The sequence below is a fragment of the Bacillus sp. MT94 genome (assembly GCF_058792475.1).
This window is the reverse complement of the sequence record NZ_JBXAEZ010000005.1, coordinates 319,550-340,163: the sequence shown is the minus strand read 5'-3', so window position 1 is coordinate 340,163 and position 20,614 is coordinate 319,550. Positions and strand designations below refer to the sequence as shown.

22 protein-coding genes are annotated in these 20,614 nt (G+C 32.7%); 17 read left to right on the top strand and 5 right to left on the bottom strand.

The genetic code is table 11. The features are described 5' to 3' along the window. Positions 1–289 precede the first annotated feature (289 nt). Positions 290–766: a DinB family protein gene (locus AC1Q51_RS19860; protein ID WP_492331699.1), complete on the bottom strand. Its 477-nt coding sequence runs from the start codon at positions 764–766 to the stop codon at positions 290–292. Positions 767–1,034: 268 nt separating this feature from the next. On the opposite strand from AC1Q51_RS19860, the gene AC1Q51_RS19855 reads away from it, so the two are divergent. The 7 genes from AC1Q51_RS19855 (at position 1,035) to AC1Q51_RS19825 (ending at position 7,548) form a co-directional block, all read left to right on the top strand. After that, positions 1,035–2,447: an IS4 family transposase gene (locus tag AC1Q51_RS19855; protein ID WP_492331672.1), complete on the top strand. Its 1,413-nt coding sequence runs from the start codon at positions 1,035–1,037 to the stop codon at positions 2,445–2,447. A 448-nt stretch (positions 2,448–2,895) separates the two neighbouring features. Next, on the top strand, positions 2,896–3,342 hold the full coding sequence (locus AC1Q51_RS19850) for a MarR family winged helix-turn-helix transcriptional regulator (RefSeq protein ID WP_002094076.1): 447 nt from the start codon (positions 2,896–2,898) through the stop codon (positions 3,340–3,342). Positions 3,343–3,374: 32 nt separating this feature from the next. Continuing rightward, positions 3,375–4,319, top strand: coding sequence for an acetyl-CoA carboxylase carboxyltransferase subunit alpha (locus tag AC1Q51_RS19845; RefSeq protein ID WP_000052084.1), 945 nt, complete (start codon positions 3,375–3,377; stop codon positions 4,317–4,319). Positions 4,320–4,911: 592 nt separating this feature from the next. Further along, positions 4,912–5,364, top strand: a complete 453-nt coding sequence (locus AC1Q51_RS19840; protein WP_061660782.1) for a LytTR family DNA-binding domain-containing protein — start codon at positions 4,912–4,914, stop codon at positions 5,362–5,364. Positions 5,365–5,458: 94 nt separating this feature from the next. Next, a complete protein-coding gene (locus tag AC1Q51_RS19835; RefSeq protein WP_492331671.1) occupies positions 5,459–5,977 on the top strand; it encodes a hypothetical protein in 519 nt (172 codons plus the stop codon). Positions 5,978–5,998: 21 nt separating this feature from the next. After that, positions 5,999–6,388: a DUF3021 domain-containing protein gene (locus tag AC1Q51_RS19830; RefSeq protein WP_061660780.1), complete on the top strand. Its 390-nt coding sequence runs from the start codon at positions 5,999–6,001 to the stop codon at positions 6,386–6,388. A gap of 401 nt (positions 6,389–6,789) precedes the next feature. Beyond that, entirely contained in the window at positions 6,790–7,548 is a 759-nt protein-coding gene (locus tag AC1Q51_RS19825) for a DUF975 family protein (protein WP_061660779.1), read from the top strand. A gap of 362 nt (positions 7,549–7,910) precedes the next feature. Here the strand turns inward: AC1Q51_RS19825 and AC1Q51_RS19820 are convergent, their stop codons facing one another. After that, positions 7,911–8,216, bottom strand: coding sequence for a hypothetical protein (locus AC1Q51_RS19820; protein ID WP_061660778.1), 306 nt, complete (start codon positions 8,214–8,216; stop codon positions 7,911–7,913). Between the two features lie 364 nt (positions 8,217–8,580). Then, positions 8,581–9,093, bottom strand: coding sequence for a hypothetical protein (locus AC1Q51_RS19815; protein WP_061660777.1), 513 nt, complete (start codon positions 9,091–9,093; stop codon positions 8,581–8,583). 561 nt (positions 9,094–9,654) lie between these two features. Between AC1Q51_RS19815 and AC1Q51_RS19810 the strand changes: the two genes are divergently transcribed. The 6 genes from AC1Q51_RS19810 to menA all read left to right on the top strand — a co-directional run bounded on the left by AC1Q51_RS19810 (position 9,655) and on the right by menA (position 14,179). Then, positions 9,655–10,164 (top strand): DinB family protein, encoded by a 510-nt coding sequence (locus AC1Q51_RS19810; RefSeq protein ID WP_492331670.1) that lies wholly within the window; start codon positions 9,655–9,657, stop codon positions 10,162–10,164. A gap of 530 nt (positions 10,165–10,694) precedes the next feature. Continuing rightward, positions 10,695–11,000: an arsenical resistance operon transcriptional regulator ArsR gene (gene arsR, locus AC1Q51_RS19805; protein ID WP_000046018.1), complete on the top strand. Its 306-nt coding sequence runs from the start codon at positions 10,695–10,697 to the stop codon at positions 10,998–11,000. A 60-nt stretch (positions 11,001–11,060) separates the two neighbouring features. Next, on the top strand, positions 11,061–11,498 hold the full coding sequence (locus tag AC1Q51_RS19800) for an ArsI/CadI family heavy metal resistance metalloenzyme (RefSeq protein ID WP_098235329.1): 438 nt from the start codon (positions 11,061–11,063) through the stop codon (positions 11,496–11,498). Between the two features lie 18 nt (positions 11,499–11,516). Next, on the top strand, positions 11,517–12,557 hold the full coding sequence (gene arsB / locus AC1Q51_RS19795; protein WP_098400318.1) for an ACR3 family arsenite efflux transporter: 1,041 nt from the start codon (positions 11,517–11,519) through the stop codon (positions 12,555–12,557). A gap of 26 nt (positions 12,558–12,583) precedes the next feature. Further along, positions 12,584–12,988 (top strand): arsenate reductase (thioredoxin), encoded by a 405-nt coding sequence (gene arsC / locus AC1Q51_RS19790; RefSeq protein ID WP_000428341.1) that lies wholly within the window; start codon positions 12,584–12,586, stop codon positions 12,986–12,988. 279 nt (positions 12,989–13,267) lie between these two features. Further along, the gene (gene menA, locus AC1Q51_RS19785) at positions 13,268–14,179 is read left to right on the top strand and encodes a 1,4-dihydroxy-2-naphthoate polyprenyltransferase (protein ID WP_000536385.1); all 912 of its coding nucleotides are present in this window, start codon (positions 13,268–13,270) and stop codon (positions 14,177–14,179) included. 79 nt (positions 14,180–14,258) lie between these two features. Here menA and satA read toward each other — a convergent pair whose 3' ends face one another. Next, positions 14,259–14,816, bottom strand: a complete 558-nt coding sequence (satA, locus tag AC1Q51_RS19780; RefSeq protein WP_001054993.1) for a streptothricin N-acetyltransferase SatA — start codon at positions 14,814–14,816, stop codon at positions 14,259–14,261. Positions 14,817–15,211: 395 nt separating this feature from the next. Between satA and AC1Q51_RS19775 the strand changes: the two genes are divergently transcribed. From AC1Q51_RS19775 to AC1Q51_RS19765, 3 genes are all read left to right on the top strand, one after another. Then, a complete protein-coding gene (locus tag AC1Q51_RS19775) occupies positions 15,212–16,054 on the top strand; it encodes a polysaccharide deacetylase family protein (protein ID WP_098235332.1) in 843 nt (280 codons plus the stop codon). A 194-nt stretch (positions 16,055–16,248) separates the two neighbouring features. Further along, positions 16,249–16,833, top strand: coding sequence for a TetR/AcrR family transcriptional regulator (locus AC1Q51_RS19770; RefSeq protein WP_001004645.1), 585 nt, complete (start codon positions 16,249–16,251; stop codon positions 16,831–16,833). A 62-nt stretch (positions 16,834–16,895) separates the two neighbouring features. Further along, positions 16,896–18,089 carry a YhgE/Pip domain-containing protein gene (locus tag AC1Q51_RS19765; protein ID WP_097946985.1) on the top strand — a complete coding sequence of 398 codons (1,194 nt, stop codon included), beginning with the start codon at positions 16,896–16,898 and terminating at the stop codon, positions 18,087–18,089. Between the two features lie 262 nt (positions 18,090–18,351). Here AC1Q51_RS19765 and AC1Q51_RS19760 read toward each other — a convergent pair whose 3' ends face one another. Beyond that, a complete protein-coding gene (locus AC1Q51_RS19760) occupies positions 18,352–19,227 on the bottom strand; it encodes a LysR family transcriptional regulator (protein ID WP_065229043.1) in 876 nt (291 codons plus the stop codon). Positions 19,228–19,364: 137 nt separating this feature from the next. Here AC1Q51_RS19760 and AC1Q51_RS19755 point away from each other — a divergent pair, with 137 nt between their 5' ends. After that, positions 19,365–20,525 (top strand): MFS transporter, encoded by a 1,161-nt coding sequence (locus tag AC1Q51_RS19755; RefSeq protein WP_492331669.1) that lies wholly within the window; start codon positions 19,365–19,367, stop codon positions 20,523–20,525. Positions 20,526–20,614: the final 89 nt, after the last annotated feature.

The window sequence follows — 20,614 nt, the reverse complement described above, 5'->3', positions numbered from 1 at the left end:
CATTTTATTACAAGATAGTACAAAATTTCGTTCTGGGGGTGCTATAAAATTTTAGCTTGATGGCGATGTGGTGCTACCCCACATCCATCAACTTAAGGATTTTGTGCTGGTTTAAAATAAAGTTTGGTTAAAAAATCATTCTAAACCCATAATTTCAATGCATATAAAAAGCCATTGTTTTAAACAGTAATTGAACAAAACGATGGCTCTCTTTTATTTTCCAGAACTGTTTTTCATAAAAAAGTCTGATTAATTTAATTTTCCTTATACCACTAACGCACCATTTAGTTTAATAAGAATGAATGGATTTAAACTTTCTTCCAATAAAGTTAGCAGGTACAGGGTTGAGTTCTATTTCTCTTGACCAAACAGAGAGTTGACCAATGTGGTGAATCTCATTAGCAATTATATGATGTAATATTTCCTCAACAGTATATTTATCTTCATCCCAAGCAACACATACAGCTTTCTCTTTTAATTCATCTAAATTTTTTTTGAGAAATTCAGCTATTTCATTCCGGAATCTATCTGAAAGAGATTTAACCCTTTCAAGTGTATCATAATCAGCAAATTCAACTACTATGTCTTCTTTGCCTTGAATACCACGAACCCAACTATATTCAACATCAATAATGTGAAAAAGGGTATATAAAATACTTCCTACTCCTCCAGTTCGCTCTTTTATCAACTCTTCATTTGATAGTTGATTACACCATTCAAACCATTCGTCTCTTACTTGCCAGTTATATTTAAAAAAATTTATCAATGTAAATACTCCCCTATATAATTGTTTATAGCAATAAGAATTAGCTTTTGTCACTAAAACCCCTCTTTTTATTGAAGTAACCTGCCCTGGTAGTTCAATAAAACAAGCTCTAGATAAGTAATCTCGAGCAAAAGCGTTGCACCTTATTAAAACAACACGTCTTTTTTAAACTTCGTGACTTTATTCCAAATCCGTATATAGACTATTTTTGGAGTTAAAAGCACGTTACTATTCTCTTATATTAATGAGAAAGGGTGACGTACTTTTTATGAATATCCACCAAAAACAAGAGTTATCTTTATTTGCCGAAGAGTTATATCGATATATGTCTCCCGCTACACTTAATCAATTAGCTATAGAAGCAGGCGGGATGAAACGAAAACGTAAGTGCCATGGGCACCATTTCTTATCTTTGTGTGTATGGTTAAATCAACAAGTCGCTACTACCTCTCTTACTCAACTTTGTAGTCAGTTAGAAACCTCAACAGGAATTTTATTAAGTCCGGAGGGACTTAATCGACGCTTTAACTCAGCCTCTGTAGCTTTCTTTCGAACTGCATTTACTACACTTCTACAAGCTAAAATTGGAGGTTTATCTAAGATTTCTCATTCTCTTTCAGCTTACTTTGAGCGCATTCGCATCCTTGATTCTACAACCTTCGCAGCTACTTATCCTGGTGCCGGAGGATGCAGTCATAAAGCTGGTGTGAAAATTCAACTAGAGTATGACTTGTTGAGTGGGGAATTTTCTGATGTGGAAATTGAACCAGGAAAACGAAGTGATCAGGCATATAGTGCGACTCGAACAGGTATGGCACAAAAGAATGAACTATATATTCGTGACTTAGGATATTTTCGTTTACAAGACTTTAAGTCTATTCAAGACAAGCAAGGATATTATTTATCACGTCTTAAGTTACCAACTAAAATATACAGAAAAAAGTTCGAAACAGTTGTATTTAAAACAAAGCCCACTCAATTGAGACCGGTATATATACAAATTCATTTGGAAGACATCATGACACAATTACAACCTGGCCAAGTGTATGAATTACATGATGTTTATGTAGGGAGTAAAGACAAACTACCTACTCGCATTGTGGTTTATAGATGTACCGAGGAGCAAAAACAGAAACGCCTACGTGACCGAGCTATTCGCGAAAAGAAAAAAGGAATTACTTATACAGAGCGTACGAAGCTTTTACAAGGTATTACGGTATATATGACAAACATTCCTACGGAATGGGTACCAAAAGAGAAAATCTATGATTTATATTCACTACGTTGGCAAATTGAACTGTTATTTAAAATATGGAAATCTTGGTTTCAAATTCATCGTTGTAAATCTATTAAACAAGAACGATTAGAATGTCACCTTTATGGGCAACTCATTAGTATTCTATTATGTTCTTCTACCATGTTTAAAATGCGAGAACTCCTGTTACGGAAGAAACAGAAAGAGCTAAGTGAATATAAAGCGATGTACATAATTAAGGATTATTTTTCACTTTTTTACCAAGCATTACACAAAAACACCCAAGAATTATCAAAGGTTCTCCTTCGTCTGTTTAACCTCCTACAGCACAACGGACGAAAATCTCATCGATATGAGAAAAAGACAGTCTTTGATATTTTGGGTGTTGTGTATGATTATACCACTTCTACTCATCATGTAGCATAGTAAAAAATTGAAGCCTGTCAGGGTTTATTTGATATGCCCACTTTTATAAAATCTATAAAAGATAATAAAAAGCTATATGGAAAGACCGCATTTTGTATAAAAATATACCTTAAGTTGATGGGCATGTGGTGCTACCCCATGCCCATCAACTTAAGAATGTAGAACTCCCCAAAAAAATTATGAGTTTTTTGTTACAAGTTATCACAAAATTTCGTTTTTGGGTAGTTTTATTTTCTTAGCTTGATGGCGATGAGCGGTACCCCATAAAGGCCCCTGATACATAATTGATGTTCTGCCATTTGTAGAAAACAATCCACTTATACCATTTTAACAAGAAGAAATATCTCGTCCATGTTGTAATATTGGCTTACGTTAAGCTTGTGAAAAAAACATATTCATGTATAATACAATTGATGTATGATGCATTAGTTGTAGGAGGGTGACCTATTTGAAAAGAGAAGATGCCTTAAAACTAAGAACGGATATTAAGAAAATGATTATAATAACTGGGGTTTTTGAATCTCAAAATTTGCCCAATGGACCATTTGAAAAACCTTTACCAACTTCTCAAATGATGGCGTTAGAGGAACTAGAGGTGGAAAAATTAACTGTTTGGCAACTATCCAATAAACTTAGATTAGAGACTTCAACTGTAAGTAGATTGGTAGATAAGTTAGTAAAAAAGGGGCTTGTTTATCGTGAAGTAAATGAAAAAAATAGAAGAGAACTTTTTCTGCACCTCACAGAAAAAGGTCACATAACTGTTAATTGCTTAAGAGAGCAATCCATTACATTTTATCAAAGTATTCTCAATAATTTATCAGAATCAGAACAAAAAATAGTTGTGGATGGTTTTGAATTATTTATTGATTCTATTTCTAAGTCTTTTGATTAGAGTGAGGTAAGTCATAACATTTGGAGGATAAAATGAGTTTGCATTTTGAACGTCCTATTATTGAATTAAAAGAGAAATTTGATGAATTAAAGAAAATTATGAAAGAAAATAATGTGGATTTATCGTCAGAAATTCATGAATTAGAAAAACGTTTAAATAAAATGCAAGATAAAATTTATTCTAATATTACACCTTTTCAACGAGTTCAAATTGCAAGGCTACGTAACCGACCCACGACATTGGACTATATACCTTTATTGTTTACAAACTTTCTCGAACTTCATGGTGATCGATTATATGGTGATGATAAAGCAATGATAGGTGGTATTGCAAAATTTAAAGGAATGCCCGTTACGGTTATTGGTCATCAAAGAGGTAGAAATACAAAGGAAAGTATAGAAAGAAATTTTGGAATGGCACATCCAGAAGGTTATAGAAAAGCGCTAAGACTTATGAAACAAGCTGATAAATTTAATCGCCCTATTATTACATTTATTGATACAATAGGCGCCTATCCAGGGATAGGGTCTGAAGAACGTGGAATTTCTGAAGCGATAGCTCGAAATCTATTTGAAATGACTACACTTAAAGTGCCAATTGTTTGTATTGTAATTGGAGAGGCATCAAGTGGTGGAGCTCTTGGCATTAGTGTCGGTAACCATATCCATATGTTAGAGTATTCATGGTACTCGGTGATTTCGCCAGAAGGAGCAGCATCTATCCTATGGAAGGACGCTAAGTATGCTCCAGAAGCTGCTGAACATATGAAAATTTCAGCAAAAGATTTAAAACATTTAGGAATTATTGATGAAATCATTCCTGAAATTAAAGGTGGAGCACAAAATGATATAAAATCACAGGCAAAAATGATTGAATCTGTAATCGAATTATCTCTAAAAAAATTGATACTATTATCCTCAGAAGAGCTTATACAACAGCGGTATGAAAAGTATAGACAAATAAAGAATTATAAATGAAAATATTTAAAGTCCGTATTACATTTCGGAGGATTCTCGTGGAAAAATTTTAAATATTTTGTAAGTAACCTCTTAAACTGGGATATGCTGATACTATTACTCTACAAAAGATGTGTGATCGGTATGGAAAAGGAAAATTTGTTCAAATGGAAGCATTATCACATACCCATCAACTTAAGAAATTGATTGTTCCCAAAACGAAAAAATGAGCTGAATTCTCATAAATAATTGTAAAAAGGTGAAAATTTCGTTATGAGGGGGATCACAAAAGCTTAGGTTGATGGCAATGGGGTACCGCCACATCGCTATCAAGCTAAACTTCTGAAATATCCCCAAAACGAAAATTTCATCCTTTCATAGTTGTCCATAGGATCTTAGGGTGATTTTCATTTTTGAGAAGAATACATTTCTCAAATTGATGGCAATTATGGAGGGGTAAAAATAATGTTACGATGTTTATAAAAAATATGCGAAGAAATATGTTAATAGATTTTTTAATAATATTCATATAAAATACTATTTTGACTTAGATTAAACTTTGTTTCAAACAAACATTAAAATTTATTTTAAAGAAAGGGAAATATGGTAGAAAATGAAAGCAAATATTAAAATTATTGAAAAGCTTAAAGAAGAATCTTGTACCTTCTACATTCACAAAGTAACATCTTTTATTCTAGATATGGTATCAACACTAGAGAATAGTTCTGATAACTATTTAATAGTTAATTCTACTCACAAAGGTGAACAAGAAAAAATTTCTTGCTCAACTGTTATTTATTTGGAATATCTTGAAAGGAAAATTTTTGTTTATACAAAAGAAAATATATTTGAGATAAAAAGTCCTTTATATAAATTACAATCTGAACTTCCAGATAATTTCACTAGAATTTCAAAAACTATAATTATCAATATTCATTTTTTAAACAAATTCTCCGCTAAAGCAAACGGAAATTTGGAAGCACTGCTTTCAAACAGAGAAAAAGTAATTGTATCAAGAAAATATGTTTCTTCATTAAAAAAACAGCTAAAAAACCATTCCCGATAACCACTTATGTATTGATTTTTACCACTTATGTTTAAAAGCATTTCTTTATATCTCCTTTGATGTAAATATTAATAAAAACAAAGGAGGATATACAATGTATACTATGATTAAAGAAGTATTTATAAGAACTCCATTATGTGTATGGATATTATTATTCATTTTAATAAAAAGGGGTATTGCTATTTCTCAAGAAAGACCAATTAATTTATCTAAAATGTTCCTTGTTCCCATGATTTTTATGATATGGGGGTTAGATAAAATTATCACTAAATTTTCTTACTTAGGATATTGTTTAATAAGCTATACGATTTTCATTCTTCCAGGTATTATGATTGGATATTTGTTATATGTAAAATATCAAATTTTCTTCAAACAAGAGACGGTTACTTTCAGGAAGAAATGTTACCTTCCATTAATAATTATATTGATTAATTTCTTTGTAAAATATCTCTTAAATGTAACTTTAGGAATGTATGCATCATTTTATGATGATATTTCGTTTAATATAATTTATTCTGCCATAAGTGGACTATCTGTAGGTTTATTTTTTGGCGGAATATTCTACACATTTTATATACAATCAAAATTAAATAACCTTATCTTAAAATCATAAAAAAAGAAGGGAAAGACTTTATTGAAACTAAAAAAACGACTGTATACAGGTTTAGGAACTGGTTCATTTATATACATGATAGTTTTACTATCAAGAAACTATAACATATCTATTACACGAGCTGAGATAATAAGTGTTCTTATAATCTCAGCTTGTGCAGGCATTTTTACATTCATTTTTGATATTGAAAAAATCAGCTATTTGTTCGCCTTGGTAATCCATTTTTTCATGATGATTATAGTTGTCTTTCTTATATCTACATATAACCATTGGATAGAAATATTCCCAACTGCTGATTTTCTTGAAAGTATAGTTTTAATATATGTATTTTCTTGGTTAATATCATTTTTAAATACAAAAAAAGATGCTAAAGAATTAAATATGTTACTAAAAAATAAGAAAAACATTTAAAGTGTCCTTCTTATAAGAAGGATTATGGTAATTAATCAGGTCGCTTGTTTAACAAAAACAACCCTTTTTACGTATGTAAACTTTGGTTAGTTTACGTTGTCTTCCGTTTTCGAACCTCATGTCATCTACGTTTACAATACGATAGCTACATGAAAATAAAAAATAAGTAAAAAAGTGGAGGGTGATTTGTCTAAAAATATAGAATTTTTAACAAAAATTCATAAATATGTTATATAATGATGTTAACAAACTATATTTTAGGCATTACCCCCGATTGTGTAGAATAAATAATTTTTCGATGAGCTAAAGTATTTGGCTAAAAGAACTTGTAGCGGGGCCTTGCTACAAGTTCTTTTATTTTTTCAGTAAAGGAAAATAAGAAAAAAGAAGGGGACACGAGTATGATCGGAAACTTAAAGAAAGCAGCATTGAATTCGTTAGATGGGAAATGGGGGGTAGGTATAGGAGTATCAGCTTTATTCTATTTTGTACCAACCTTAAGTGCATCAGCAATCGCCTTTTTTATGTATTTAATATTTGTACTGTTTATCGGGATAATTGGTCCTGATGCATTATTTATTTATTCAATAGGTGGGCAACCACAAGTAGATCCGGTAGCACTTGCTGCACTTATTCTAAGTTATATTGGTTTATGGGGGGTATGTTTCCTAATTTACAGTGTCATTCAAGGTATCTTTAATTATGGATATTCTGTTTTTACTTTACACTTAGGGAAACAAGAAGAAGTTAAGGTAGACGATGTATTTTCAGGATTTAAAAAGAAGAATTTGTTTAAATCAATGAAGTTAGGTTTAATGCAAGCTATCTTTATTTTTTTATGGAGCCTATTATTTATTGTTCCAGGTATTATTAAATATTTTTCTTATTCCATGTCGTATTACATATTAGTTGAGAATCCTGATTATACAGCAAGTGAAGCATTGAGAGAAAGTAAAAGAATAATGAAAGGACAAAAGCTAAAGTTATTTGTTCTTTGGTTATCATTTATAGGTTGGTTTTTATTAGCAGCATTTATCGGAATGTTTACATTTAATCTATCATTTATTTTTATTTCTCCTTATTACAACACAACTGTCTCACATTTTTACTTAGATTTAGTTAAAAAGCAGGATATTGGAGAAGCGAAGGTAAGTATATAAATAGGAAAAAAGTATGTTTAAGGTGAAAAATATTCGTAGTTGAAAGTGGATATGTGTTTAAGCATATCCACTTTTTAATATTATATTAAAAGTCTTAAGCTACTGGTTATTGTGATTTGGATAAGGATACCGCAAACGTGTTGCAAGTTAGATGGGATAGGGCAAGAATACCGCAAACGTGTTGCAAGTTAGATGGAATAGGTGTAGCACTACATCACTTGTAAGCTACGGTTATAAAATCCTCCTGAACAAAGAATATCCCTTTACAATTACTTATGAGTATTTAGTTCAGTTTTATCAAGCATATACTTACCTACTGTTTGCTTTTTATATATTATAGTAAAGACAGAAATCGGTTATGGCTATAATTCTATATAGGCTTTTTCTCCACCTGGAATCTTGAATGTATTTACATCAAATTCTTTAATTATATATATCTTTATCGCTTCAAAATCCTTACCAAAAGCGAGAGATGGATTTTTTAAGAAATATATTATTTTTTCCTTGTCATAGATTCGGGCTGTAATTATTTCTTTGTCCGAGTGAAACGATAAATTGACTCCTTTGTAAAAATATTCGTAATATCCCTCTTCATCCTGCTCACTCTTATCTTCAAAAGGAACAGATTCAATATAATATATAGTGCCATTTACATTTATTGATTTCATATAGCATTACTCCCTTTTCAAGAATATCCATAAGAAATTATATAGTCTCTGTGTATTATACCAAAAATAGGGAATCTACTTTTGGAATTGTAAATAATATATAGGATCAAATTAAAATCTTTATATTATTTTTCATATTAGGGGTCGCCATATGTGCCCATCACTTAAGAATTTAAACCCTCAAGATGAAAATTTTGTGTATTTTTTACAGAAAACAACTAATTTTTCATCTTGGGGGTATTTGCTTTTCTTATCTTGATGGCAATGGGGTCCCGCCAACAAGATAAGAATTTTGCACGCTAAGCAAAAATACAATAAGCTGTCCATATGGGCAGCTTATATACATAATTCTCGTTATTGGAAGTTATTCTATATTGTTCTTAAATAAACTTAATATTTGTTGAGCATCTGTATCCCTTATTATATAATGTTCGAGATTTTTTTGTTCTTCATTGTCTTGACGAGCAATTACAACTTTTTTATTCTCTAGCCAAATTAAATATGTTTCACTGGAACTATCTTGGTAATTTACATTCATTTGATAATCAATATTTGCTTTGGCCTCATCATCTAGCAAAAGAGGAATAACTCTTTCTCGATCCTTATCTATTCCTGCATGTTCCATAGATTTAATAATTTGATCAAACTCTAGATTTATAGCTGTTTTTTTATTTTTTACCTTAGTTGATATAAGCTCAATTTTCTTTATTTCCTTTCCTTGAAAGAAAATTTGTTTGCGATTTTCCTCTTGTTGTATTGAGGCAGTTTTTACTTTTGGTTGTTCAGTAGTAGATGTACTACCAGTGTTTGTCTCAGTCGAACAAGCGGATAAATATAGGAATAATGATAAGGTCAGAAATGATATATTTTTATTCATAAATTAACTCCTTTTTTTATGGATAATATTCTCTTTCACCATGTAATAAACCTTTTTAAAGGGGAGAAGCTATCTACTCTTCGTATGAATACCTTATACACTTGAAGTTAACATAACGTCTCATTGTCGGTAGCAAGTTTTTCATAGCATCCTTATTTTTACTAAATTTTTTGTCTCTATGTCTATCTATCTCTTATACAAGATTTTATACATCATTGATATAGCGGAGATTCTAGGGATCTTCGCTATTCTTTTTCGCATAAAATCTTGTATAAAAAAGTAGTTAGACTAGTGTGTTTTACTCCAATTCATTTCAAAATATAATTGGAAATTCATCTTTAAATTAAAAAAAGAAGGGGTTACCTATATATATTAATAACTTCGAAATATTGTATAACAGATAATTTTTATTGTGCTAACGAATCAGGATAGTGTGGCGACCGACCAACTAAATAGTTGCTTCTCCTCAATTATTAGAAGGGAAGTTCTATCATTTCGCGAATTTATTAGACATAGATGAGTGCTATAATTTTCTATATTTACATAAAGAGGTGACTACGCATGAATCAAAGACCGTCAGAAGAAGAATACGCCGGGAACTCCGGTGAATATATCCGTTTGGTGCCGGACGGTAACATCATCAACATTCTGCTCGCCCAGGAAAAGCAAATGACTGAGCTCCTGGCATCGTTGACCGAAAGCCAGGCCGCATATCGGTATGCGGAAGGAAAATGGATGCTGAAAGAAGTCGTGGGCCACATTGCAGACGCGGAACGCGTCATGACCTACCGCCTGCTCCGGTTCGCAAGAGAGGACCAGACGCCTCTGACCGGTTTCGATCAGGAATTGTTCCTACCTCCTTTCGGAAGCTGGACAACCGCGCAATTGGCCGAAGACTACCGGGCCGTAAGGCAATCAACGATCACATTGCTGCGCGGGCTACCGGCTGAGGCATGGAATCGTAAGGGCACAGCCAACAACCTAAGCATTACGGCACGCGCCCTCGCGTACGGCATCGCAGGACACGAACTTCATCACATGGGAATCATCCGAAACCGGTACTTGAGTTAATCGTCGGCTGAGGCCTTTTGAATGGAACTAACACCTTTCATACAATCTTAGATACCGTTCTTATTGGGGCCCGCCCCACAACCATCAACTTAAGGATTTAGACTATTTTTGAAATTAAAAGCACGTTACTATTCTCTTATGTTAATGAGAAAGGGTGATGTGCTTTTTATGAATATGCACCAAAAACAAGAATTATCTTTATTTGCCGAAGAGTTATATCGATTTTTCTCATTTTGGGGTATTTGTTTTTCTTAGATTGATGGTGATGGGGCACTACTTTATAATGATCAAATTAAAATTTAAAATAGTTATAGAGACTCCATTTCTCGGAAATATTGTAACTATTAAGTTGTAAAAAGAACCGTAGTTTTTCATTTTTGAAAAGGCTAGGGTCCTTTTTAGTTGTAGCAAAGATATAATGGGAGAAAGTTTTTCTAAATCAAAAAACTTGATTAATAAGTTGCATAATAAACTCACTAGCGTATATACTATAAACATCAAAAAAAGTTGATGAAGGGAAGTGAACTACAGTGGCACAAGATTTTCAGTTATATGAGAAAAAATTTAAAGCATTAGCTGATCAGAAGCGTTTAGAAATTATGTATGAACTTTGCCAGCGAGGCCAGACGTGTGTATGTGATTTAACTGAAGTTTTTGAAATGACGCAATCTAAGTTGTCCTATCATTTAAAGATTTTATTAGATGCAGGTTTAATTGTAAAAGAAACAAAAGGTACGTGGAGTTATTATGATTTAAATGATGCGGAAGTGAATAATTTATTATCAGAAGAATTGTGCTGTATCTTTAGAAAAACAGGAAAAGGTAGCTGTTGTTAAAATTTTACTCTATTAATCAAAAAAAATTGATTAATGACATATAAAGAGGAGGAATAAGGTATGAGATATGTTCACGTCGGTATAAACGTTACGAATTTAGAGAAGTCTATTGAATTTTATGAAAAGGTATTTAGCGTATCACCAGTTAAAGTGAAAACGGATTATGCAAAATTTTTATTAGAAAATCCAGGTCTTAATTTCACGCTGAACGTACGAGATGAAGTGAATGGAAATCAGGTAAATCACTTTGGTTTCCAAGTGGATACAGCTGAAGAAATTACATTACATAAAGAACGATTAGAAAAAGAAGGTTTCTTTGCGCGTGATGAGATGGATACGACTTGTTGCTATGCAGTACAAGATAAGTTTTGGGTAACGGATCCCGATGGTAATGAGTGGGAGTTCTTTTATACAAAAGCAGATAGTGATGTTTACAAAATAGAAGAGTCATCTTGTTGCACGACTTCAAATGAGGTAGCTAAAAATTCTTGTTGTTAATAGGAGATGGGAAATAAAATGAAACGTTTATCTTTTCTAGACCGATATTTAACACTATGGATTTTTCTAGCGATGGCTGTTGGGATTGGTTTAGGGTTTGTGTTTCCTAGTGTAGTAGACGGACTAAATACATTACAGGTTGGAACGACGTCTATTCCACTTGCTGTTGGTTTAATTGTAATGATGTATCCACCATTAGCGAAAGTTCGCTATGAGGAAATGGGCCGAGTATTTAAAGATGTAAAAGTGTTAGTTCTATCTTTAGTACAAAACTGGATTATTGGTCCGGTACTTATGTTTGTGTTAGCAATTATTTTTCTTCCTGATAAACCAGAATACATGGTTGGTCTCATTATGATTGGATTAGCACGTTGCATTGCAATGGTAATTGTTTGGAACGATCTTGCTGATGGTGATAAAGAGTATGCGGCAGGTTTAGTGGCTTTTAATTCGGTATTCCAAATGCTCTTTTTCTCAGTTTATGCATACGTGTTTGTAACGGTAATTCCAGAATGGTTAGGAATTGAAGGTGCTATTGTCGATATTACAATGATAGAAGTAGCAAAATCAGTATTTATCTATTTAGGAATTCCTTTTATAGCAGGTATGTTAACACGTTTTGTACTCGTTAAGTTAAAGGGAAGACAGTGGTATGAAAAGGTATTTATACCTAAGATTAGTCCACTTACATTAGTTGCATTATTATTTACAATCATCATTATGTTCTCTTTAAAAGGAGAAATGATTGTTAGTGTACCACTAGATGTAGTAAGAATAGCGATTCCATTACTCATTTATTTTATTGTGATGTTTTTTGTTTCTTTCTTTATGGGAAGAAAAATTGGTGCAAACTATCCGGTGACGACAACGTTAGCATTTACAGCAGGTAGTAATAACTTTGAGTTAGCAATTGCTGTAGCAGTTGGTGTGTTTGGTATTCATTCAGGCGCAGCATTCGCAGCTGTTATCGGACCGTTAGTGGAAGTGCCTGTAATGATTGCACTTGTAAACGTTGCTTTTTGGTTTAAACGTAAATATTTTAATGACCAACCAGTCTAAATTTAAAAATAAAGGCGGAAAACAACATGGAAAACAAAAAAACAATCTATTTCTTATGTACAGGAAATTCATGCCGAAGCCAAATGGCAGAAGCGTGGGGCAAACAATTTTTAGGAGATAAGTGGAATGTGTATTCTGCAGGAATCGAAGCACATGGAGTAAATCCAAATGCATTTAAAGCAATGAACGAAGTAAATATCGACATAACAAATCAAACATCAGATATAATTGATGCAAACATTTTAAATAGTGCTGATTTAGTCATTACGCTGTGTAGTCATGCGGATTCTGTTTGTCCATCTACTCCGCCGCATGTAAATCGTGTTCATTGGGGATTTGATGATCCAGCAGGAAAAGAGTGGTCCGAATTTCAACGTGTTCGTGATGAAATTGGTGAACGTATAAAGCGATTTTCTGAAACAGGGGAGTAAATAAAGGAAAGAGTCAATCTTCTATCTTATAGGGGATTGGCTCTTTTTTATTATGTATTTCATTTACTTATCGCATCGCTTTAAAACCACTCTTAGAAATAATACAGAATATTATGTGAAGATGGTAAAGTTTCATTTTATAATTTTTACTTTATTAAAAGTTGATTTGTTAGAAAGGATAATCATTTATTGATATAATGAATGGATGCGTGGCAGGAAATAGATAGAAAGATACTGCTAGTAATTTATACTTAAAATGTAGGGAGATTGAACAGAGTTATGGGGACAGAAAAAGAAATTAGTTCCGCTAAATTAATATGGAAGATGACGCGCCCACATACATTAACGGCGACGTTTTCTCCTGTAATTTTAGGAACAGTGGCATCACTTTATGTTGCCAAAATTGATTGGCTGTTATTTATTGCGATGATGGTTGCATGTTTAGCATTGCAAATAGCAACGAACTTATTTAATGAGTACTATGATTTTAAACGTGGATTAGATACCGCTGAATCCGTTGGCATCGGTGGCGGAATTGTCCGTCATGGATTGAAGCCAAAAAATGTGTTAACAGTTGCGCTTTTATTATATGTCGTAGCAGCATTTATTGGCATTTATATTTGTATGAATAGCAGCTGGTGGTTAGTTGTCATTGGTTTAATTGGGATGGCAGTTGGCTATTTATATACAGGCGGTCCATTACCAATTGCGTACACTCCGTTTGGAGAATTAGTTTCTGGGTTGTTAATGGGGACATGTTTTGTACTCATTGCTTTCTTTATTCAAACGAATACTGTAACGATTGAAAGTGTATTGATTTCCATTCCAATTGGAATTTTAGTAGGTGCAATCAATATGTCAAATAACATCCGAGATATCGAAGAAGATATTAAAGGTGGAAGAAAGACATTAGTAATCCTCCTTGGGAGAGAAAAAGCTGTAGTAACACTAGCGGTAGCCTTTTTCATTGCGTATTTATGGATTGCCGTAATTGTATTAATGGGTTATATAAGCCCTTGGGCATTAGTTATGTTCCTAGGTTTGAGAAAGCCAATTTCTGCGATTCAAAGTTTCCAAAAAGGGGCAAAGGATCCTGGATATATGCGCATCGCAATGAAATCAACAGCGATGACAAATACGATTTTCGGCTTCTTGTTGTCAGCAGGATTATTAATTAGTTATTTGTTTTAAATAACTTAACCCCAATTTCTCGATTTTAGTATAGAGAAATTGGGGTTTTATTTTGAGTTTTTTACGTTATAAACTATTATCATTTGAAATGTATATACCAATAAATTGCAACTTCATCACTTGTCTTATCCAAACCTTTATAAACAAGAAAATCAAACCCACCAATTACAAATCCACATTTTTCATAAAATTTACATGCTGCGACATTATTATTTTGCGTTTCAAGCATGATACCTGGCATATTTCCTTTTTTTGCCCACTGCTTTGCTTGATCAACTAATCTTTTACCAACTCCGAGTGTACGATATTTTTTATCTACCGTTATATCTTCTATGTAAGCATAGTGGTTCCAATTCTTTTTCAATACCATTAATCCAATGATTTGGTTATGTAACAGTGCTATGTAAATGACTTGATTAGGTTTATTTATATATTCATTGTAAGCCAGTTCTTCATTATCATCTTGATTTTGTAAATAACTTTTTTCATAACTTGGAACGTCTTCTACTGTATATTCTATACGTTTATTTCCTTTGGAAAGAGAAAGAATTAACCGAGCATTCACTATAAAACTGTCATCAATCTCCGGGAGATTATCTAAATCATTTGTTTCTAACTCTCTAATTACAAGGTTCATCGGGGCACCTCCACATAATAATATTTCTTCTAGTTCTTCATTTGGTTCAAATGAATTCCAATTACAAAATTATAATAGAATTTCAATAGTACGGCTATCTTTGTATTTTATCTTTATACCAGTATGTTGTTATCTTGATATAAAAATATTGTTTAGAAAGAGTAGTATCTTTTATTTTGGATGTATATCCAGTTTTCAAATTTAACTGTAGTAGAGAAACAAATATTTTTTTAAAGAGTGGATGCCATACGTTATTCTTTAACTAAATTCGACATTATCTGCATTTTATCTTCACCTTCCTCTATTAATCTATTTATTGTAAACATCAGCTGGAGTTAATGCTCAGCTGTATAAATAATGAATATAAAAATTAATAGGGAAAGGATCGAAAAATAATGAAAGAATCACAAAGTAAGAAAAAAACAAGTCGACTAACTAAGGTAATAATATCTCTAGGAGTTGTTTTAGCAACGACCTTTTTCACCTTCTTTTTAATTGGAAAATGGAACTCTATCCCAGCGAAGGGAATAGCTAACGAAAGTAGTAATCAAGTTAACACGCAACAACAAGAAAAGAAAAAAGAAACACCACCGGCAAAACAGAAAAGACCTGATGGAAAACCGGTAGGAAAGGTTGTTTATTTAACATTCGATGACGGTCCTAGCGAATTAACTGGGAAGTTTTTAGATGTACTAAAAGAGCAAAATGTTGCGTCGACATTTTTTATGCAAGGTAGCAATTTACAAAATACAGGTTTTCAGGAAAACGTAAAACGAGCGGTAAAAGAAGGACATTATATTGGTGCTCATAGTATGACACATAATAGTGATAAGCTATACAAAAAAGGACAATTTGTAACGGAGATGAAAGAAACGTTAGTTCTTATTCATAATATTACGGGTACAACTCCTAAACTAGTCCGTCCCCCATATGGATCTGCACCAGGATTAAAGGGCGAGGACATTCGTAACAAAATTGTAGAAGCAGGAATAAAAGTTTGGGATTGGACGATAGATTCAAATGATTGGAAATTAAAAGATAATCCCATTCAGATTATCGAAAATGTAAAGAAACAGACAACAGAAGAAGTTGAAGTTGTATTAATGCATGAAAAGGCGCAAACATTACAAGCTCTTCCTGAAATTATTAAATTTTATAAAGAGCAAGGGTATGAATTTGGGGTATATAATGACGAGGATCATTTTCGTCTAAACTTCCAAAAAGATCAACGTCTATAGTATAAACATAGTTATTTTAAAAAGGTGTTTTTATTACTAAATCAATAATTAAGCCAAAAGACGATTTCCTATACAATAAAGAAATCGTCTTTTTTTATAAAGTTGACTTTTGGATCAAAAAGGTTTATTCTACTTGTGCAAGTGAATACTTACATTTGGGTTTGGATAAAGATTATGTGAAAGTTGGATGAAACGTGAATGAAATGACAAATACATCAGAACGTATTATTGAGGCTTTTTTAGAATTATTCCGCACTCATGGCTATAAGGGAACGACGACACGCTCGATTTCGGAACTAGCGGGCGTAAACGAAGTAACGATCTTTCGGAATTTTGGAAGCAAAAAGAATATTATGGAAAAAGCTGTCGAATCTTTATCGCGTGATATGGAATTGAATAAATTAATGCCTGGAGAGATGACTTGGAATCTTGAAGATGACTTGCTATCTATTGCAGAAGGATATCTTGCATATATAGAAAAGTTAAAGGATTTAATTTTGATTAGTTTTCAGGAAGCTGAAATGTTTCCAGAGCTCAAAGAAAAAATTGCATTAATTCCTAAACAATTAAAAGATAATTTGGTTTCATATTTCATTGAGATGAGAGAAAAGGGAAAGCTTATTGAAACTGATATGGAAGCTCAGGCGATGAACTTTATTTGGATGAATTTCGGTTACTTTCTTTCTAACTCACGCTTTGGTGACAATTTATTTTCCAATTCAAAAGAGATTTTTTTAAAACATAGTGTCCAACTATTTTCTAGGGGGCTAACTCCCTAGGTCTTTTTTTGTACCTAATGCAAGTAAGTACTTGCTATAATAAAACAACAAGGAGTACGACAATGAAAACTTTAAAAAATTTCTTTAAATTCCCTCCAACATTCATTGGAATTGCAACAGCATTTGCCTTTCTGTTAATTTTCTTTTGTGTGTGGATGACTGCATACGATGGTGTTACGGATCGGGTAAACCAATTAAAAGTCGGATTAGTTAATGAAGATAATCAAATGGGAACCGATATTGAAAAAAGCTTGAAGGAAAATCTACCCTTTAAAGTTAAAAGCTATAGCTCGGTAACGCACGCCCAAAAAGATATGGATAACAGGAACTTAGATATGGTTATTCAAATTCCTGCAAATTTCTCAAGCCTATTGAAAGAAAATAATACTACAGAGATTAACTATTTCATCAATCAAGCAAACTCATCTTTGGCAAAACAGATTATGGAAGGCGCGGCAAAGGATATTACGCAAACAGTTAATAAAAATGTATATGCGTATAAACAAAAGCTTATTTCATCTAACCTATCTAACGAACTAAGTACAGTGATGCCGTCAGAAGAATTGGTCCAAAAGTTATCAGAAAACATTACGAAAGCTATGAGTTCATTAAACATTGATTCTGTGCAATCATCTGTCGAAAAAACAAACAATACAGATGGCTTTGCAGCAACCATGATTCCATTTTTAATTGTTCTTGCTTCATGGGTTGGAGCGATGCTTATGAGTTTAAATCTTAATATTGTTGCAACAATATTAAAAAATACGCACGGAAAATGGTCTATATTTTTCTCAAGACAAGTTATTAATATTGTCGTATCTGTTATTTTAGCTATTATCACGTTATTATTGATGACCGTATTTAACGTTAAATTGAATACAAGCTTGTTTGAAACATGGATCTTCCAAACTCTTGTCTTTTTCTCTTTTTTAAGCGTAACGCAAATGTTTATCGTTCTATTCGGTCCTGCTGGTATGATGTTTAATATCATATCGCTGTCAGTACAATTAGTTACTTGTGGAGTAATTGTTCCAAAAGTGTTACTATCCGATTTTTACCAAATTGTCGGTTCTCTTTTCCCTGGAACTTATGTAGCTGACGGATATCAAACAATAATTTTTGGTGGGGGAAATCTATCACACGATATGAATATTCTTCTTTGCACTTCAATTATTACCATTCTTATAGCGGTGGGGAGAATTATGCTGCAAACAGATAGTAAAAGTGAATTGATCAAACAAACTGCCAACAGATAAAAAGCTTGTGGTACATGTATAGGCTTCTTTTTCTGGTAGCCCCCGTACCTATCAACTTAAAACATTTATAAGCACCCCAGAACGAAAATCCAGTGTGTGTTTGACAGACAATGGCTTGTTTTTTCGTTTTGGGGTATTTGCTTTTTATAGTTCGATGGTGATGAGGGAGCACCATCGAACTATAAAAAGAATTAATTTAAGATTTTTTCTTTTTTAGCTAGATGTGTCCTAGAAATAAGTCTATACAGTTTATCAAAAATATTTACATACCTCCTCGCAAATATGTTAGAAAAATCTTTGTAGCACTTGAAAATGTTTGATGTTTTTTCCAAAGAATATTTAGTCCAGCCTCTAGCTTAGGAGATAGGGGGCGGAAGCAAAGTGTACTTTCCTCAGACGTATTCATAAGCTTATCAATACATAGTGCGTAGCCTATATTTTCTTTTACGAGTAAGGATGCATTATAGAGTAAATTATATGTACCTATAACATTCAAGTTTTCAATTTCCTCTCCAAGCCATCCTGATAATTCATTACTTACAGCCGTTTGTCTTGATATGATAAGAGGTTTATTTAGTAAGTCTGTTGGATGGATATAAGCTTTTTCCGCTAAGGGACTGTCTTTTCGCATAAGTACGCCCCATACATCAGTAGCTGGCAACTTTAAGTAGTCATATTTTTGTTTATTTGCTGGCTCAATAACGATACCAAAATCTAATAAACCACTATCTAATTTTGTTGTAATGTCATCAGCGTTGCCGCTATATAAATGAAATTTAATGTTAGGGTGATGGGAAACAACTTTTTTTATAGTTTGTGCAATGAACTGCATTGCCTCTGTTTCTCCAGCTCCAATATGAATTTCTCCACTAATAATTTCAGATTTTTGGTTAAAATTAGCTTCTGTTTTTTCTACTAAATCCACAATTTCTTTTGCTCGATCTAATAAAAACATACCTTCGTCTGTTAAAGTGATTTTTCGATTTCCTCGTACAAATAAAGTAGTTCCAAGCTCTTCTTCCAGGTTGTTTAACTGTCTTGATAATGTAGGTTGAGATAAATGCAATGCATTTGCAGCAGCAGATATATTCTCTTGCGTTGCTACCGCAATGAAGTAGCGTAATACACGTATGTCCAAAAAACTCTTCTCCTTCGTATGCCTATTTATTATAGGAATGTATTCAATATAGGTATTTGTTATCTCAATAATACCATTTTATAATCACATTACCAAAAGCATTGATAAGAAGTGAAAGAGGAGTTGAAGTGTTTTTTATGAAGAATTCAAAAAGTGTATTAATTTTTATATTAGCAGTAGGGGTTTTCGGTATTCTTAATACTGAAATGGGATATATTGGCTTGCTTCCGGCATTATCAGATCATTTTGATGTAAGTGTTTCGAAGGTAAGTTTAATGGTTAGTTTGTTCGCGCTCGCCATTGCCATTTCGGCTCCAACGCTTCCTTTAGTTTTTTCGGGTGTAAATCGAAAAACGGTTATGTTGTTCGTACTAGCAATCTTTATTATCGGCAACGTTATTTCAATTTTTACAACGAATTTTACAATTGCTTTAGTTGCACGAGTAATTCCGGCTTTCTTTCATCCAGTGTACGTATCGATGGCTTTATCAGTAGCAGCAACTTCAGTTAGTGCAAAAGAAGCTCCAAAAGCAGTTGCCAAAGTGTTTATTGGGGTTTCAGCTGGTATGGTTTTAGGTGTACCGATTGTCAACTTTTTAGCAAATGTATTCACACTTGAAATATCATTAACATTTTTTGCACTTGTTAATATTTTTGCGTTTATTATGACAATCGTATTTATTCCCTCTATGCCTGTTCAGGAAAAGCTTTCTTATGGTTCGCAGCTTAAGATTTTAACGAAAGGTATCACATGGCTATCCATACTTGCTGTAACTTTTTTAAATGGAGCGGTATTTGGAATTTATAGTTATCTAGCCGAATATTTAGATGTAGTTACGAAAATGTCGCCGTATATGATAAGTATCATGCTATTTGTTTATGGGTTAGCAAATATTATCGGGAATATTCTTGCAGGGAGATTACTGACAATAGCTCCTGTCCGTACGGTAATCATTTATCCCATTGCTCTAATGATATTATATTTTTCCTTTTTCTTTGTATCAGATCTTGCGATACCAACTGCAATTTTTATTGTAATTTGGGGTATTTTTGGCGGGATTGGTGGTAATGTCAATCAATATTGGATGATGTCTTCAGCACCTAATTCACCAGATTTCGCTAATGGATTATTTTTAACTTCTTGTAATTTAGGGACTACAATTGGTACTGGGATCGCAGGGATAATTATTGCACAAATTGGAACGAAATATATTTTATTTGTAGGCATGTTTGCATTAGTATTAGGGTTTATTTGTATTCTGCTTCGAAATATGTTGTATAAATCTACAAATGCCTAAGTGCTATTTTGCGTTACATTACTGAGGAAAAGTGTATTTAATATAAAAGGGACTCTTAATTTTATAAGAGTTCTTTTTTGCAATCCCAA